The organism is Lentibacillus amyloliquefaciens (assembly GCF_001307805.1).
Classification (GTDB): domain Bacteria; phylum Bacillota; class Bacilli; order Bacillales; family Amphibacillaceae; genus Lentibacillus; species Lentibacillus amyloliquefaciens.
On sequence record NZ_CP013862.1, the window covers coordinates 1,741,805 to 1,757,128 of the forward strand.

Annotated in this window: 15 protein-coding genes; 6 read left to right on the top strand and 9 right to left on the bottom strand. The window is 42.6% G+C overall.

Annotated features, from left to right (window positions below):
• Positions 1-266: 266 nt before the first annotated feature.
• The 4 genes from hemY to AOX59_RS08740 form a co-directional block, all read right to left on the bottom strand.
• Complete coding sequence (hemY, locus tag AOX59_RS08725; protein WP_068444729.1) at positions 267-1,673, bottom strand: protoporphyrinogen oxidase; 1,407 nt, start codon at positions 1,671-1,673, stop codon at positions 267-269.
• Positions 1,670-2,608, bottom strand: coding sequence for a ferrochelatase (gene hemH, locus AOX59_RS08730; protein ID WP_068444731.1), 939 nt, complete (start codon positions 2,606-2,608; stop codon positions 1,670-1,672). The genes hemY and hemH overlap by 4 nt, the downstream gene beginning before the upstream one ends.
• 24 nt (positions 2,609-2,632) lie before the next feature.
• Positions 2,633-3,667, bottom strand: coding sequence for a uroporphyrinogen decarboxylase (gene hemE, locus AOX59_RS08735; protein ID WP_068444732.1), 1,035 nt, complete (start codon positions 3,665-3,667; stop codon positions 2,633-2,635).
• A gap of 130 nt (positions 3,668-3,797) precedes the next feature.
• On the bottom strand, positions 3,798-5,930 hold the full coding sequence (locus tag AOX59_RS08740) for a transglycosylase domain-containing protein (RefSeq protein WP_068444735.1): 2,133 nt from the start codon (positions 5,928-5,930) through the stop codon (positions 3,798-3,800).
• A gap of 634 nt (positions 5,931-6,564) precedes the next feature.
• On the opposite strand from AOX59_RS08740, the gene AOX59_RS08745 reads away from it, so the two are divergent.
• The gene (locus AOX59_RS08745; protein WP_068444744.1) at positions 6,565-7,080 is read left to right on the top strand and encodes an antibiotic biosynthesis monooxygenase family protein; all 516 of its coding nucleotides are present in this window, start codon (positions 6,565-6,567) and stop codon (positions 7,078-7,080) included.
• Positions 7,081-7,277: 197 nt separating this feature from the next.
• On the opposite strand, the gene AOX59_RS08750 is transcribed toward AOX59_RS08745, so the two are convergent.
• From AOX59_RS08750 to AOX59_RS08760, 3 genes are all read right to left on the bottom strand, one after another.
• Positions 7,278-7,781, bottom strand: coding sequence for a thioredoxin family protein (locus tag AOX59_RS08750; protein WP_068444747.1), 504 nt, complete (start codon positions 7,779-7,781; stop codon positions 7,278-7,280).
• Between the two features lie 9 nt (positions 7,782-7,790).
• Positions 7,791-8,210, bottom strand: coding sequence for a disulfide oxidoreductase (locus AOX59_RS08755; RefSeq protein WP_068444750.1), 420 nt, complete (start codon positions 8,208-8,210; stop codon positions 7,791-7,793).
• A 137-nt stretch (positions 8,211-8,347) separates the two neighbouring features.
• The gene (locus AOX59_RS08760; protein WP_068444752.1) at positions 8,348-8,995 is read right to left on the bottom strand and encodes a phosphatase PAP2 family protein; all 648 of its coding nucleotides are present in this window, start codon (positions 8,993-8,995) and stop codon (positions 8,348-8,350) included.
• 154 nt (positions 8,996-9,149) lie between these two features.
• Between AOX59_RS08760 and AOX59_RS08765 the strand changes: the two genes are divergently transcribed.
• Positions 9,150-9,587, top strand: coding sequence for a ferritin-like domain-containing protein (locus AOX59_RS08765; RefSeq protein ID WP_068444755.1), 438 nt, complete (start codon positions 9,150-9,152; stop codon positions 9,585-9,587).
• Between the two features lie 139 nt (positions 9,588-9,726).
• Positions 9,727-10,893 (top strand): M20 metallopeptidase family protein, encoded by a 1,167-nt coding sequence (locus tag AOX59_RS08770; RefSeq protein WP_068444757.1) that lies wholly within the window; start codon positions 9,727-9,729, stop codon positions 10,891-10,893.
• Between the two features lie 57 nt (positions 10,894-10,950).
• On the opposite strand, the gene AOX59_RS08775 is transcribed toward AOX59_RS08770, so the two are convergent.
• Positions 10,951-12,168, bottom strand: coding sequence for an ABC transporter permease (locus tag AOX59_RS08775; RefSeq protein ID WP_068444765.1), 1,218 nt, complete (start codon positions 12,166-12,168; stop codon positions 10,951-10,953).
• The gene (locus AOX59_RS08780; protein WP_068444767.1) at positions 12,161-12,904 is read right to left on the bottom strand and encodes an ABC transporter ATP-binding protein; all 744 of its coding nucleotides are present in this window, start codon (positions 12,902-12,904) and stop codon (positions 12,161-12,163) included. The genes AOX59_RS08775 and AOX59_RS08780 overlap by 8 nt, the downstream gene beginning before the upstream one ends.
• Positions 12,905-13,521: 617 nt before the next feature.
• Between AOX59_RS08780 and AOX59_RS08785 the strand changes: the two genes are divergently transcribed.
• The 3 genes from AOX59_RS08785 to AOX59_RS08795 all read left to right on the top strand — a co-directional run bounded on the left by AOX59_RS08785 (position 13,522) and on the right by AOX59_RS08795 (position 15,219).
• Complete coding sequence (locus AOX59_RS08785) at positions 13,522-13,947, top strand: HIT family protein (RefSeq protein WP_068444769.1); 426 nt, start codon at positions 13,522-13,524, stop codon at positions 13,945-13,947.
• Positions 13,948-14,204: 257 nt separating this feature from the next.
• On the top strand, positions 14,205-14,726 hold the full coding sequence (locus AOX59_RS08790; protein WP_068444770.1) for a tryptophan transporter: 522 nt from the start codon (positions 14,205-14,207) through the stop codon (positions 14,724-14,726).
• A 136-nt stretch (positions 14,727-14,862) separates the two neighbouring features.
• Positions 14,863-15,219 (top strand): YtxH domain-containing protein, encoded by a 357-nt coding sequence (locus AOX59_RS08795; protein WP_068444772.1) that lies wholly within the window; start codon positions 14,863-14,865, stop codon positions 15,217-15,219.
• Positions 15,220-15,324: the final 105 nt, after the last annotated feature.

Genomic DNA, 15,324 nt, shown 5'->3' on the forward strand with positions numbered 1-15,324 from the left:
CTTTTTTATATCAGAAAGTGATGCTTCTGTTGATATTTCCTTTATTCTGTCGATACAATTAATCTTCTGCAGATAAGTTTTTTCTTCTGTTGATATAATCGCTCATCTGTTGATTTCCCCGGCCTTCTGTCGATATTATCATTCTTCCGTTGATTTAATTTCTCTTCTGCAGATTCCTGGCTTCTTCTGCCGATACCCGTTATATAACATTTAACTGTACAAAAAAACGGCATCAAACACAAGTTTGATGCCGGTCACACGCACATTTAATCCCGTAAATAATCCAGCACATCATTAACAGCTTTTTCCCCCTGCCCGATGCAGTCAGGGATGCCAACGCCTTCGTAAGAGCTGCCTGCTATAAATACGCCAGGAAAGTTTTCTTCCATGTTTTCCCGTACATTCGCAATTCGCTCGGTGTGGCCGACTGTGTATTGCGGCATGGCATTTTTCCAGCGGCTGATGACACTGAATTCAGGTTTCTCAGTTATATTCATCGTTTTGTTTAAATCATTCATGACAATATCAGTAATCTCTTCATCAGATAAATCAACCACTTCTTGATCGCTCGGTTTCCCGACATAGCAGCGGACCAGTGCTTTTCCTTCAGGCACAGCGTTTGGCCATTTTTTATGGGTCCAAGTGCATGCTGTTATTCTAAAATCACTATTACGGGACACAACAAAACCGGTCCCGTCAATGTCCCGCTCAATGGCTGATGCGTCAAACGCCATGGCGACATTGGCAACAGAGGTCGCCGGAATGTCTTTGAATTCATCAAACACGTTGAACTGACTGAAGATATTAGGCAATGTATTGTGTGGTGTCGCCATAATAACTGCATCCGGTTTATAAACTTCACCATTGCTTAATAACACATGATAACCGTGCGCTTTCTTTTCGACATGGTCAACACCGACGCCAAGTGAAACACTGTCACCAAGAACAGATTCAAGCCGTTCCACCCATGTTTCCAGTCCATTTTCGAATGAGTAAAAGATGCCTTCTTTCTTACCGCCTGATTTTTTCTGTTTGGGCTGTTTTGGCGTCGTTTTTCGCAGACCTTTAATCAAGCTGCGGTGCTCTTGCTCCAACTGGTGAAAGTTCGGAAATGTGGCTTTAATGCTCATATTATCGATATCACCAGCATAAATCCCGGACAAGAGCGGTTCGATCAAATTCTCCACGAGTTCATTTCCAAAACGACGCCGGAAAAAGGTGCCCAATGACTGGTCCCCTGTTTTTCCTCTTGGTTTCGCAAAATCCATCCCGGCACGAAGTTTTCCCACGGGTGAAAAAATACCGGAAAACAAAAATGGACGTACCCTGACAGGAATGCCCATATACGATCCCTTTGGCATTTTATGCAACCGATTATCAACCAGAATATAGGACTGGCCTGTGCCGTTCTTTACAAGCTGATTGCTTAACCCAAGTTCGTTGACCAGCTTAACACCGGGCTGTTTCCGTGATAAAAAGGAGTCCGGCCCTTGCTCAATGACATATCCATTGCGCCTGGTTGTTTTAATTTTACCGCCAAGACGATTTCCTGCTTCAACAAGCCTGACCTCATATGGCAAGTCTTTTTCGTTAATTTCCTTCTGCAAGTAGTAGGCAGCGGATAAACCAGTTATCCCGCCGCCCGCAATCAATATCTTTTTCATTTCACTCATTGCACTTCACGCTTTACTTTTTTCATGACAACTTCAGCAAGGGTGGCAATGAATTGCGGATGCGCGTTTGGCATTTCCGGACGGTGATAATTCGCTCCAAGCTCATCACACACCACTTTGCATTCATAATCATTGTCATAGAGCACTTCCAAGTGGTCAGCAATAAAACCGACCGGGGCATAAACGAATGAACGGAAACCTTCCTCTTCATACAATTCACGTGTCAGGTCCTGAACATCCGGCCCGAGCCATGGATCCGGCGTATTGCCTTCACTTTGCCAGCCGATAGCATAGTTCTGAACGCCTGTCTTCTCAGAAATCAGGCTGGCTGTTTCTTTCAACTGATCAGGATAGGGATCGCCGTCTTTCAAAATTTTTTTCGGCAAACTATGTGCAGAAACGACGAGCACAGCTTTTTCCCTTTCATCTTCAGACATCTCATCATAAACAGCGCTTATTGCATCAGCCCAATATTGGATAAAGCCCGGCTCATTGTACCAGCTTTCCACGGACTCAATCGAAATGCCATATTTGTCCGCTGTATCATTGGCACGCTGATTATACGATTTGACACTGAAGGTTGAATAGTGCGGTGCCAAAACAATGGATACAGCTTCGTCAATCCCGTCATTTGCCATTTGTTCAACAGCATCTTCAATAAATGGATGAATATGTTTCAATCCAATATACGCTTTGAATTCGACCTCATCTTGCATCACATTCAATTTTTCTTCCAGGGCATTTGTCTGTTCTTCCGTAATCCGTGCCAATGGTGAAATCCCGCCGATCGCTTTATACCGGTCTTTCAAATCCTGCAATGCTTCTTCTGACGGTTTTCTTCCATGACGGATATCTGTGTAGTATGGTTCAATGTCTTCTTCCTTATAAGGAGTGCCATACGCCATTACCAGCAAACCTAATTTTTTCTTTCCCATTTGCAACACCTCATCAGTCTCAATTTATCGCCTCGAATAAGAATGGATAAGCTCAGTCAATTTTTTAAGTGTTTCCGGCTTGATATCCGGTGTGACACCATGACCAAGGTTAAAAACATGGTTGCCATCCTGCTTGCTTTCATCCAGAATCGCTTTGGTTTTAGTCTCAATTGTTTCCCAGTCTGCTAGCAAAACTGTCGGATCGAGATTTCCTTGCAGCACTTTGGTAACACCCAGCCGGCGCGCTTCGGCAATCGACGTGCGCCAGTCAAGGCCAATCACATCAACCGGCAAGTCGTTCCATTCCGGAAGCAGATGCCGCGCACCAACACCGAAAACGATCAATGGCACGTTTTTCGTCCCGAGTTCCGAAAAAATCCGTTCCATGACCGGCTTGATATAATAACGGTAATCCTCAACATTCAAAGCGCCTACCCACGAGTCAAAAATCTGTACAGCACGTGCCCCGGCATCAACTTGAGCTTTCACATATGAAATGGTCATGTCAGCCAATTTATCCATTAATGCAAACCAGACATCCGGCTGACTGTACATCAACTTCTTTGTTTTGCTGTAGTTTTTGGAAGGCCCGCCTTCAATCATGTAACTTGCTAGTGTAAACGGAGCACCGCTGAATCCAATAAGCGGCACATCCAGCTGTTCTTCTGTCAAAAGACGAATCGTATCAAGAACATACGGCACGTCTGCTTTCGGATTAATCATGCCCAGCCGTTCGACGTCCTGATACGTTTGAATCGGATTATCGATTACCGGACCGATACCCTTTTTGATTTCAACATCCACGCCGAGTGACGGGAGCGGTGACATAATATCTTTATACAAAATGGCTGCATCTACACCGTAATGTTCAACAGGAAGGCGCGTAACATAAGCGCACAACTCCGGCTGATGCGTAATTTCAAATAAAGAATACTTTTCTTTCAGTTTGCGGTACTCTTTCTGAGATCTGCCCGCCTGACGCATAAACCATGCAGGCGTATACTCCGTTTTCTCACCCTTGTATGCTTTTAGAATCGTATCATTAAAATATTTCGTCACTAACTTCACCCTTTATCCAACGTCAAATAACTATCTATTTCTTACTATAGCGATTTTCAGCTCCGTTGTATAGAAAGCTTCGCGGATTGTCATCAATTTGTCTCAATTATGTTTGGTTCATCACATTGCTTCACGAGGAAATTTCCACTGTATTCGACCTTTTCCCCTCTATTTTAGTCAAGGGGTCATAAGGGACGACATAGTAGCTCGACCGATTGAAAATCTGAATACGATCAATCGTATATTCATGATCGCCTTTGACTTCACCAATCCGTTCATCTACCCCATCTTCCTCTTCCCGGTAAATACGATATACAACACGGTCATCTTCAGCCGCCGTCCATTCCAGTTTACCATTGAACAGGGACAGTCCCCTGAACGAATAACCGCCATGCAGTGTTATATCCTCAGGAAGGTCGATTGGTTTCGGGAGTGCTGCAACATTTTCCGGTTTCTCAAATGACGCAGCAAGGGACTTCTCGTGATCAATTTCAGATAAAATATCTTTGGTCAGCTGTGTCGGTTTCTCACTTCCCGCTGTCAAATAATGATCTTCATCTGAACGATCATAACCCATCCACGCTGCGCTTACATATTCCGGTGTATAGCCGACAAACCACGCATCCTTCACGGCATCATCAACATGCGGATGCTGTGTCGAACCTGTTTTGCCTGCCAATGCTTTTTCATAATGTCCGGAACTGCCCGTCCCTTCTGTTACCGCATCAGACAAAATAGACGTCATGTTCCACGCTACCTGTGGGCTGAACACCTCAGAAGGTGTTGTTTCGCCTTCATAGACAACGTCATCTTCCCGATTGTAAATTTGATTGATTGTCAAAGCATCGACCGTTTCACCGCTACTAGCAAATGATTGGTAGCTTTCTGCCAGTTGCAGTGGTGTTAAGCCTTCCGATAAACCGCCTAATGCTATCGCCAGTCCCTCATCCTGAACCGGCAAATCGAGTTGATCCAAATATTTTTTTGAATAAGGAATCCCGATCTCGTTTAACAGCCATACTGCCGGTGCGTTTTTCGACTTCACAAGTGCTTCATAAATAGAAACTGCACCATCATACTGGTCATCATAATTGGTTGCCGTATAACCATCAATCGCCATCTCCTCGTCACGAATCATTGTATAGGGCTGATAAGTCTCCTGCATCATGGCAGGGCCGTATACAGCAAGTGGTTTCATCGTTGAGCCAGGCTGACGGTTAACTACCACCCGGTTCAAATCACCAAGCTGATAATCTCTTCCGCCCACCGCTGCAGCGACTTTCCCGGACTCCTGTTCAAGCATAACAAAAGCGCCCTCAACGCCTTCTGTATTACCCGGGAAATAGGTATTATCCTGGAACTTGTCAAAGGCAATTTGCTGGATTTCTGTATCGATATTAACCACAATTTTGTAACCGCCGCGGAGCACTTCTTCACTGGATAATTGATGATTGGTTTGTGCTTCTTTCAAAACCAGATCTATATAACTGGCTGCCCACGGCTTTGGCTCGTACTCCTGAACATCCAGGCCAAGCGTTTCACCCTTTGCTTGAGCACGTTCTTCAGTGGAAATAACACCTGTTTCCTCCATTGCCTGCATTACGACATTTCGCCGGTTTTCAGCTTTTTCGGGATGTCGCACCGGCGAATAACCATTTGGGGCTTTAGCCATTCCTGCAAGCAGAGCCCCTTCAGCTAGTGTTAAATCACCAGCCGACTTGTTGAAAAATTTCTGGGATGCGGTCTCAATGCCATAGACACCTTCACCAAAGTAAATTTCATTCAAGTACAATTCAAAAATCTCATCTTTTGTAAAAATGCGCTCCAAATGAAAGGCAGCCATAACTTCTTTCGTTTTCCGAAGCCATGTTTTATCATTTGTCAGAAACAGATTTTTGGCCAATTGCTGTGTGATTGTACTTGCCCCTTCAACTTTCGCCATCGCAATGATATCACGATAAACAGCACGTACAACCGATTTGAAGTCAACACCGCCGTGATTATAGAACCGTCTGTCTTCAATAGCTATAAACGCTTGCCGGACATGATCGGGTATATCTTCAAGTGATATTGGTATCCGGTTCTCTTCATATAATTTCCCGATGACTGTTCCATCATTTGTTTCAATCGTTGTCGTCGCATCAAGTACCAAGTCTTCCTCATCAACAATAAGGGCGCCACCAAACAGAATAGCAGCGTAACCCATTGCTCCCAATGCCAACACGAAAACAAGTGACAAGAACAGCCATTTAAGCTTCTTCATCTTATTATTAATTCACCTCGTTATTAGTATACGACAATTTTTGCAGTGACGAAAGAATAATACTCAATGTTACTTGATAATGATTACAAAATAACAGAGTATTAGTGTAGCACACAAAGATAACGGGTATGATAAACTAGCAGTAAATCCAGGCTGTTTTCTGTAAGTTTGTTGTTACACAAAATCCATAAAATGCGACGTAACTTTAGGTGTAAGTTGGTGCGTTGTCTACCGCTCCGGAAATATACTCCGCGCACCTTAGGGCGGCTGGTGAGCCTCCTCGTGCTCATCGCACTGCGGGGTCTCACCGATGCCTTTTCTCCCGCAGGAGTCGTCGTGTATTTCCTCTGCTGGTTTTGCGCTTTATAATCTCATTAGTTTAGAGCTTAACTAAACTTCTCTTGTGAATGTTGATTGGAGTGGAGAGCAGTCGACTCCTGCGGGAAAACGGGCAGCTGAAGACCCCACAGGAAGTGGTTTTCTTCCGAGGAGGCTGAAGCGTTGACCTAAGGTGCGCGACTGCCCGGAACGGAAATCAACATAGCACTTCGTCGCAGTTTTTATCAACTGCGAAGGTTAAGAAACCAACAATACTGACGAAAAGAGCCTAAATTTATAGCAAGGGGGATTCAACATGAATGCGTATATGACAAATGGAACACTGGATTTTTTGAGAAAGCTTCCGGACAAACACCCTGACATTGATTTTTATTTTATGCGGGAAAATGCAAGCACACTTGTCTATTATGAAAGCGAGAAAAAAAGCATCTTTGCATCGGGAAGATCGTATGAAGTCATCCTGCAAAATAGCACACTCAAGGATAATGGGTTTGTTGTTATGAATAACATCCCTGTAGCCGATGACGGTAAGGCAACGTTCGAGGATAAATTCAAACAGCGCCGGCAAAACGTTGAATCCATGCCAGGCTTTCAGGCATTCCGTCTATTAAGACCAAAGAAAGGCAACACTTATATAGTCATGACGCAATGGGCTTCTGAGGCAGACTTTGAAAACTGGAAAAACTCGGATCAATTTAAACAAGCACATAAAGAAGGAAGCAACGTAAAACCGCCAGCCTACTTTCTTGACCGCCCATTCGTGACAAGTTATCGAATGATTGATTTAGAGGAAACAGACCAAACAAACTGATTTTATAAAGTGAATCTTCAATCAGTGGGGGTTTTCTTTCTTCCCCCACTGATTGTTAGATGAACGAATCGGACATTTACTGGCAGCCATCCCCCCACCTAATCTTCATCGTATACTCGGAACATTTGAAGTGGGGGTCTTACTGCCAGTTACATGCGGGATAAGATAAAAAAAACAAACAAGCTAGAGCACCTGCTCTAGCTTGCTTGTTCATTATCTGAATCATTAGCAGCATATTCATTGAAAAAAGCTTCAAACAGTTCATTTTGCTGTGCCCCGTTAACCCGGTCAACTTCTTCTCCATTTTCAAAATAAACGAGTGTCGGTGTGCTTTGTATAGCATACTCATTCCACGCACTCTCGAATTCAAGCAGGTTTATTTTTTTCATATCAACATTCATTTCCTCAGCAATCGGGACAAGCCTTGGTGTTAATTCCTGACAATGCGGACATGTCGGATCATAGAAATAGACCATCATATCTTCACCATTGTTCAGTTTCTCACTCAGCTCATCCGGTAAAATTTGATTCCCATAGTTAGGATTGTCCAATTGATCAATCGTTGCCTGATGCAGGTCATCTTTTCCATATGGGTTTTCGTTATCACCCATCGCCTGCTGATTTTTATAATCGATTACGAAATAAAGGGCTGCTAATAATACAACGATAGAGCTTAATATAATCATCATTTTCTTTTTCATAGGTTAATGTTACCCCCGTTTCCATATAAGAATATGCAATATAACGATAATAATGAAGGCAGTCCCGGCCAAGAATGGGATTGTGACAAAGCCGAAGTAATTCACGTATTCTGTATTACATGGAACAGCGCCGCATGATCCGCCAGCTTCCTGAAGTGCCGGCACTTTCTGCACCATATAATGATAAATCGATACAATCATTCCGATACCACTTAAAATTAATCCCGGCAGTGCAATAGATGTATCTTTTTTTATAAGAGCTGTTCCGTAGATAATAACCAGCGGGTACATTAAAATCCGCTGAATCCAGCACAGTTCACAAGGCACGTAACCGAGGATTTCAGAAAAAAACAAGCTGCCGAGTACAGCCACAAGCGACTGTGTCCATATTATCATCAACAATGTTTCGTTTCTTTTTGCGTTTTCCATATGGACGTCCTTTCATTTCATTTCTTACGTATTATACAGTGTAAACCAGCCGAAAATCAAAAAGGAAGTCTCTTGAAAACTGCTATAATGATTAGAATAAGACGATTTTGTGAACGAATCTCATTTTCAACTCTCGCTTAGGCAGAAGTTTTCCCTCGTAAAGTCTGCAGCCATCTATACAGAAAAATCAATCCTGTTAAGTAGATGAAACCAAAAATAAATCCAGCAATCACATCGGTTAAATAATGAACATTAATGATATAACGGCTGATGCCAATCAGAAATATAAGCAGTGCCAGTCCGGTTTGAACACTTAATACAACTTTAGGCGATGTGAATTTTTGGGCAACAAAGTAAGCAAGCAAGCCGTAACACACCATCGAAATCATCGCATGTCCGGATGGAAAACTGAAACCTTCCGCATTGGCTGCAACAAAAATGCTTGGCCGCTCACGTTCAACAAGCTGCTTAATCAGCACATTCAGGCCATGGCTCGTCAGTGTTCCCAGCCCAAAAACAAGTCCCGGCAGCCAGTCCCGGAAAGCATACCACAAAACAAGTGCCATAATAATCGTGAATGGTGTCAGAAACGTACCGGAGCCCAGCTCAGTTAACCAGCGAAATATCGTAAAAATAGTGGTATCCGCAAGTTCGTCCACAAGATTACGTGTTGCCTGATCAAGGTAGGGCACTTTTTCGTTGATGATACGAAAAACCCATATGCCAATTGTCAGAAGGATTGCTGATAAAACTAAAAAGCGGATATACCTTCGTCTGTTCCGCACATTCAATACCTCCTAATACTATCATATCTTATTTTAATCTGTCATAACAGTGTGTATGATCCGAGAATATGTATTATTAATTATGTTTCAGAAGACATAACACAGGGAAGATTAAAGGTGTGCTCTTATTATATTAGAAAGGTTGGGATATTAAATGGATAAAGATCTTCAAAACTTGATTGACGGTCTGAACGATGACTTGTCACATGAATACGCAGCAGCAATTCAATATACGTACAGCGCGTCGGTTGTCAGCGGCTTATACCGTTCCGCTTTGAAACCGTTCTTTGAAAGCGAGATTAACGACGAAATGGGACATGCTTTGTATTTATCTGAAAAGATTAAAACACTGGGCGGAACACCAACAACAAAATCTGCTGACGTGGCACAGCCGACAGAAGTCAAAGACTTATTGGAAGCGTCATTAGAAGCTGAAAAGGCTACAATTGAACGTTATGAAAACCGTAAAAAACAAGCAGAAGCACTAGGCTTCACAGAACTTGTTGTTAAACTGGAAGATATGATTGCCGATGAAACAGGCCATGAGGAAGAAATACAACGCCTGCTGACTGATCCAAGAGTTAATAATTAAAAGAATGGAGGCTGTTCCAAACCTGTCGTTTGGAGCAGTTTTTTAATGCACTTAAATATAAGAATTCCGTCAAGTCAATCCAGTACTCATTTCTAAAAAATGTTATAATAGTTGAAAAATAATCCGAGGAGGCGTTTCCTTGTTACAGGCTATACATAAAAAACTGGATGAACTCTACCCTGAGATGGTAGACATCCGACGCTATCTGCACCAATACCCGGAACTCTCGTTTCAGGAGACAAAAACCGCACAATATATCGCCGACTTTTACGAGCAGCTTGCGATCCCCTATCAAAAAAATGTCGGCGGCAATGGCGTCATTGCTACGTTAAAAGGCGGCAAACCAGGCAAAACGATTGCACTCAGGGCTGATTTCGATGCCTTGCCGATCCAGGATGAAAAAAACGTCCCCTATAAATCAAAAGTAGATGGTGTTATGCATGCATGTGGTCATGACGGCCATACAGCCTCGCTTTTGACACTGGCCAAAACGATGAAAACCTTCCGGGACAGCATGCCGGGAACGATTGTATTTGTGCATCAGCACGCGGAGGAATATGCACCGGGCGGAGCAAAACCGATTGTCGAATCAGGCGCACTTGACCATGTCGATGCCGTGTTCGGGACACATTTATGGGCCACTACCCCGTTTGGCGTGCTGCAAACAACCAAAGACGTATTCATGGCCGGAACCGACCGTTTCGAAATAACAATCCAAGGGCAAGGCGGCCACGGGGCATACCCGCATGAAACGAAAGATGCGATTGTGCTCGGTTCCAAACTGGTGTCAGACCTTCAGCAAATCGTCAGCAGACGGCTGGACCCACTTGAAACTGCCGTTGTTACAATTGGCGTATTTGAAGCAGGGACAACGTTTAATGTGATTGCAGATAAAGCAAGAATCATCGGCTCGGTCAGACATTTAAACACTGCTGTTCAGGAAAAAGTCATTGCAGAAATGGAAAAAATTATTCAAGCTGTTTGTGCCGGAAACGATGCGGCCTACACATTCGACTATGTTAGAGGCTATCCCCCTCTTGTTAACCATGAAGAGGAAGCAGAACTTGTTTTAAAGGCAGGCAGTAAGGTTGAGGAAGTTCATACCACAGAAGAAGTAAGGCCGGTTATGGCAGGAGAGGACTTCGCTTATTATACAATTGAAAAACCCGGTGCTTATTTTTTTACAGGGGCACAGAAAGAAGGTAACTATTACCCGCACCATCATCCAAAATTTGACATTGATGAACGGGCAATACCTGTTGCGGCCAAAACACTTATCACAGCTTATTTTGAATATCAGACATAATTTGTTCAAGCAGAAAAAACACAGTAAAAGGCTGATCTTCAATGAGATCAGCCTTTTTCATGATGCGCCTATTTTTTTCTTAACATATCTTTGAATAAACACGTAATTAAACAGCATGCCGCCAGCCAATACAGCCGCCGCACCAATCCATTCCTGCAAGCCGATAAATAACAGATCAAAGATAACCGTCTGAATCAGCATCAGCTGAAACAAAAGCTTTATGAGCGACTGCTCTTTCACACCCTCAGGAACCGGGTATAAATCAAGCCACATCACAGTCTTGTGGTGGTGGTATAATGTCATCATCTGAAAAACGCTCATATATAAGAACAGCAGTGCAAAGAGCAACTTCATCCATATATTCGGGACGAAAACAATGAACAGCCCGCCGATCACAATCAGTCTGATGTACATCCCCAAATAGTCACCGCTGCGAACAAAGGAAATACGATATAAATAATCAAACGTATGCTTGTTCAAAAATGGCACTCTCGTGACAATCGATACGAGCCAGTGCCTGCTTTTCACCTGATTTTTTAAATGAGGAACATCCGCAAACATATTGGCAATCCTGTAAAATGTCTGCATGCGGTTCCGGTCTTTCTCCACCAATAAGTCCCAGGCAATGCCGGGCTGTTTTCGGGAAACATTTAAATCATACAAGAACACCAGCGCAAATAATACAGTTGTCACACCGGCCCAAACCGTCTCCCCTTCTACAAGAAAGTAAAAAACAGCCAAATTGAGCAGCAGCCGTACGCCCTGATCTACCCGGCGTGTCGCGGGCTCCCTTATTTTAAGCATCCACCAGGTTGCAATTAAATTACCGGCTTTAAACACAAGGACTATAAGCAATATCAGCAAATAAACATTGCCTGCCCGCTCCGGATAAGAGGCAAAATAAAGCGGACCGAACGCTGCGCCTGCGAGCAGTATCAAATATAGCTGGACGACATAACTGTAAACCAGAGCATCCCTGAAATACGGTCCCATTTTATTCTCTGCAGCAATCAAAAACACTAAGTCGGGTTCTTTCAAGAGCGTTCTGGCCGGACTGTAACTGACCAAAAGGCCGAATGTTATGCCAATGATTGCTGCGGTGGGAAAGTCTTCCGGCAGTCCTTGGAGCCATTGCTGATAATAATAAGCCACAGCTGATACAAAAAAGAACATGGCAAATGCGATGTGACTGTTAAAAATGTAACGTAGGTAGCGGCTGGTTTCCTTTATATGTGCCGCAAAACGCCCTTTAAAAAAGGCATGCGCATCAAACATGGCTATCTTCCTTTGTCAATTCCACATATAAATCATCAAGAGCTGCCTCAGGCATATTGAAGTCCCGGCGTAATTCATCAAGTGTGCCGATTGCTCTGATCTCACCTTCATGCAGGATAATAAACCGGTCACAATTTCGTTCAGCTGTTGCCAGAATATGTGTTGACATTAAGACACCCGATCCATCTGACTTCATGTTATCCATCATCTGCAAGTAGGATTTTATGCCAAGCGGATCAAGCCCGACAAACGGCTCGTCCACTATATAAAGCGGCGGTTCAATCAAAAATGCACACATAATCATAACTTTTTGCCGCATCCCTTTTGAAAAATGTGTTGGAAACCACTGCAGCCGCTTTTCCATTCGAAACTCTTTAAGCAGCGGCGGAAGTCTTTTTTTAAACACATCTTCTGAAATATTATAGGCCATTGCCGTCAGCCTGAGATGCTCGTATAGAGTCAATTCATCATACAGAATCGGCATTTCCGGTATATATGCCATTTGGTTCCTGTATGTGTCCGGATTTTCCTGAAACGTTTTTCCGTTGACAGCAACGGTTCCTCTTTTGGCCTGCATCAAACCGATGATATGTTTAATTGTCGTACTCTTGCCGGCACCATTCAATCCGATAAGCCCGACAATTTCGCCGGGATAAAGATCAAACGATATGCCGTGCAGCACGTTTTTATGTGTATAACCGCCATGTAAATTATCGATACGAAGCAAAGGTTCCACAAGCGTTCCTCCCAGTTCTCACTTAATTAAAATTTTACCACGTTTACCCCGTCATAACAAAACAAACTCCTCGCCTCTATTCGACAACACCGGATGTAATATTTGAAAGACATCCTATCAAAGGGGTCTTGCTTTAAAATTAATCAATAAAGATGTATAAAAAATATATGACCGCAACACACTATAAATGAAGCAAAGAGGATGTACAAAATCATATAATTTCGCATTACACACAAATGAGGTGTTTGTGATCGGTAATTAGGTGATTGTCAGAAGAGATCTTAAGTTGCGCATCATAATTGATGTAAAGCGGATCTTCCAAACGTTCCATCTAATGCTTTAAACCTTTTTGCCAGAACGTCCCAAGCCACTTGGGACATTGACAAATCGGTTTTTGTAATAACGTTAAAAGCAACATGCGGTTTAACAAAGATTACAAAGTCCCCAACGTTAGATGCATTGTCATCCTCTTGCTTCTTAAAGCAGGCAGACTCACTTAAAACGTGAGTCTGGCCTGTTATTTTTTTGTTTTCAGTTCTTTTACGCCATTCACAAAGCTTTACTTTTCACCCGATTTCTTTATACAATGATTAAAAACAGGTATAGGAGTGATTGGCATGGCTCATGAAGATTGTATTTTTTGTAAGATCATTGATGGCGAAATTCCATCAGCAAAGGTTTATGAGGATGACGACGTTTATGCATTCCTTGATATCAGTCAAGTGACGAAAGGGCATACATTGGTGATTCCAAAAACACATACAAAAAATATTTATGAAACACCCCCTGAAGTCGCCGGTAAATTATTTGAGCGTGTTCCATATATCGCAAATGCTATTAAAAAAGCATATCAGCCAGCCGGCATGAACTTGCTTAACAATAATGAGAAACTTGCAGACCAGTCAGTATTCCATCTACATATCCATCTCTTGCCCCGCTATGGAGATGAAGACGGCTTCTCATTCAATTGGCAGGTTTATTCGGATGATTACTCCCAGGACGATCTGCAGCAAATTGCTAAAGAAATTAATGAAGCATTGTAAGTAAAGCGAAACTTCATTCAGCGGGGTGTTTTTCCGCTGAATGTTAGTTGAGCAGAATCGGGCATTTAGGAACAGTTAGCCGCTGTTTTTAAGCGGTTTACTGTCCTGTACATGCGGGATATAAGGGTCAGAAAATTATAACTGTACTGTATATTTTCAAGCTTTTCTGTTATAATGAGTTTACGCTTTCGCAGCTGGCAATCAGTGCACAGCTGGAAAACTAAAAACGAGGTTAGCTGAGAAGAGGAGAGGTAAAAATGAATACGAGGGTTTTAGTGCTTTTATCATTGTTATTGGGGATTGGTGCTGTTTTACACTTTGTCGTTCCACCCTTTATTTACGGAATGAAACCAGACATGCTGCTGTCTATGATGTTTTTGGGTATCATTCTGTTTCCTAAGACAAATTATGTTGTGGTGTTATCTTTAGCGGCAGGCGTCATTTCCGCTTTAACAACTCAGACACCCGGCGGACAGATTGCCAACATGATTGATAAACCAATCACCGGTATTTTGTTTTTCGCTTTGCTGCTGTTAGTGAAAGACCGGATAAATCCTAAATTTAATGTTCCAGTATTAACAGCCATCGGAACAATGATTAGCGGTTCCATATTTTTAACAGTGGCACTTTATATGATTGGTCTGATGGAAGGGGCATTTCTGGTATTGTTCGGAACCATTGTGCTGCCCGCAGCTGCATTGAATACAGCATTCATGATTATCATCTACCCAATCGTTCAAAACATTTTAAAACAGTCACGCCCGCTGTCTACCGTCTGATTTATACGGTAAACTTCATTAATCCTCTGGCACACGTACTTGTCAGAGGATTTTTTCAAAATTAAATTTAAATGAATGTTTTTTGATGTTCCAAACAGGTAAAGTTATATGGAGAGTCTGAAAGGAGCGTAATGTTATGGGGAAAGGAAAATCCATACTTCTCGGAATTGTTGTAGGGGGAACAATAAGTGCTGCTGTCACGTTGTTAAACGCGCCCGATTCCGGGAAGAATCTTCGAAATCGTGCCAAGGAGCAAAGTTTCGAATGGAAAGATCTATTGGACAAATTAAAAGATAATAGCATGCAGCTGAAAAATCAGCTCACTGAAACTTCAAAAGAAGGTGCTGTCCTCATCAAGGAATTAACGCAGGAAATGAAAAACTCAGTAGAAGAATGGAAAAAAACAATTGAGCCGCATCAGGAAAATATCCACGAATATTTGGAACAGATTGAATCCAGCTTGAAAGATTTGGAAGAAAAATCTAAGGAATGAACCTTTGAACCAATTAAATAGTCCCGATTTCTGCATCATAGAACACAGAAATCGGGGCTATTTTTATACGCCTTAATAACAATTTTCTCACCATAATAAAAGCTG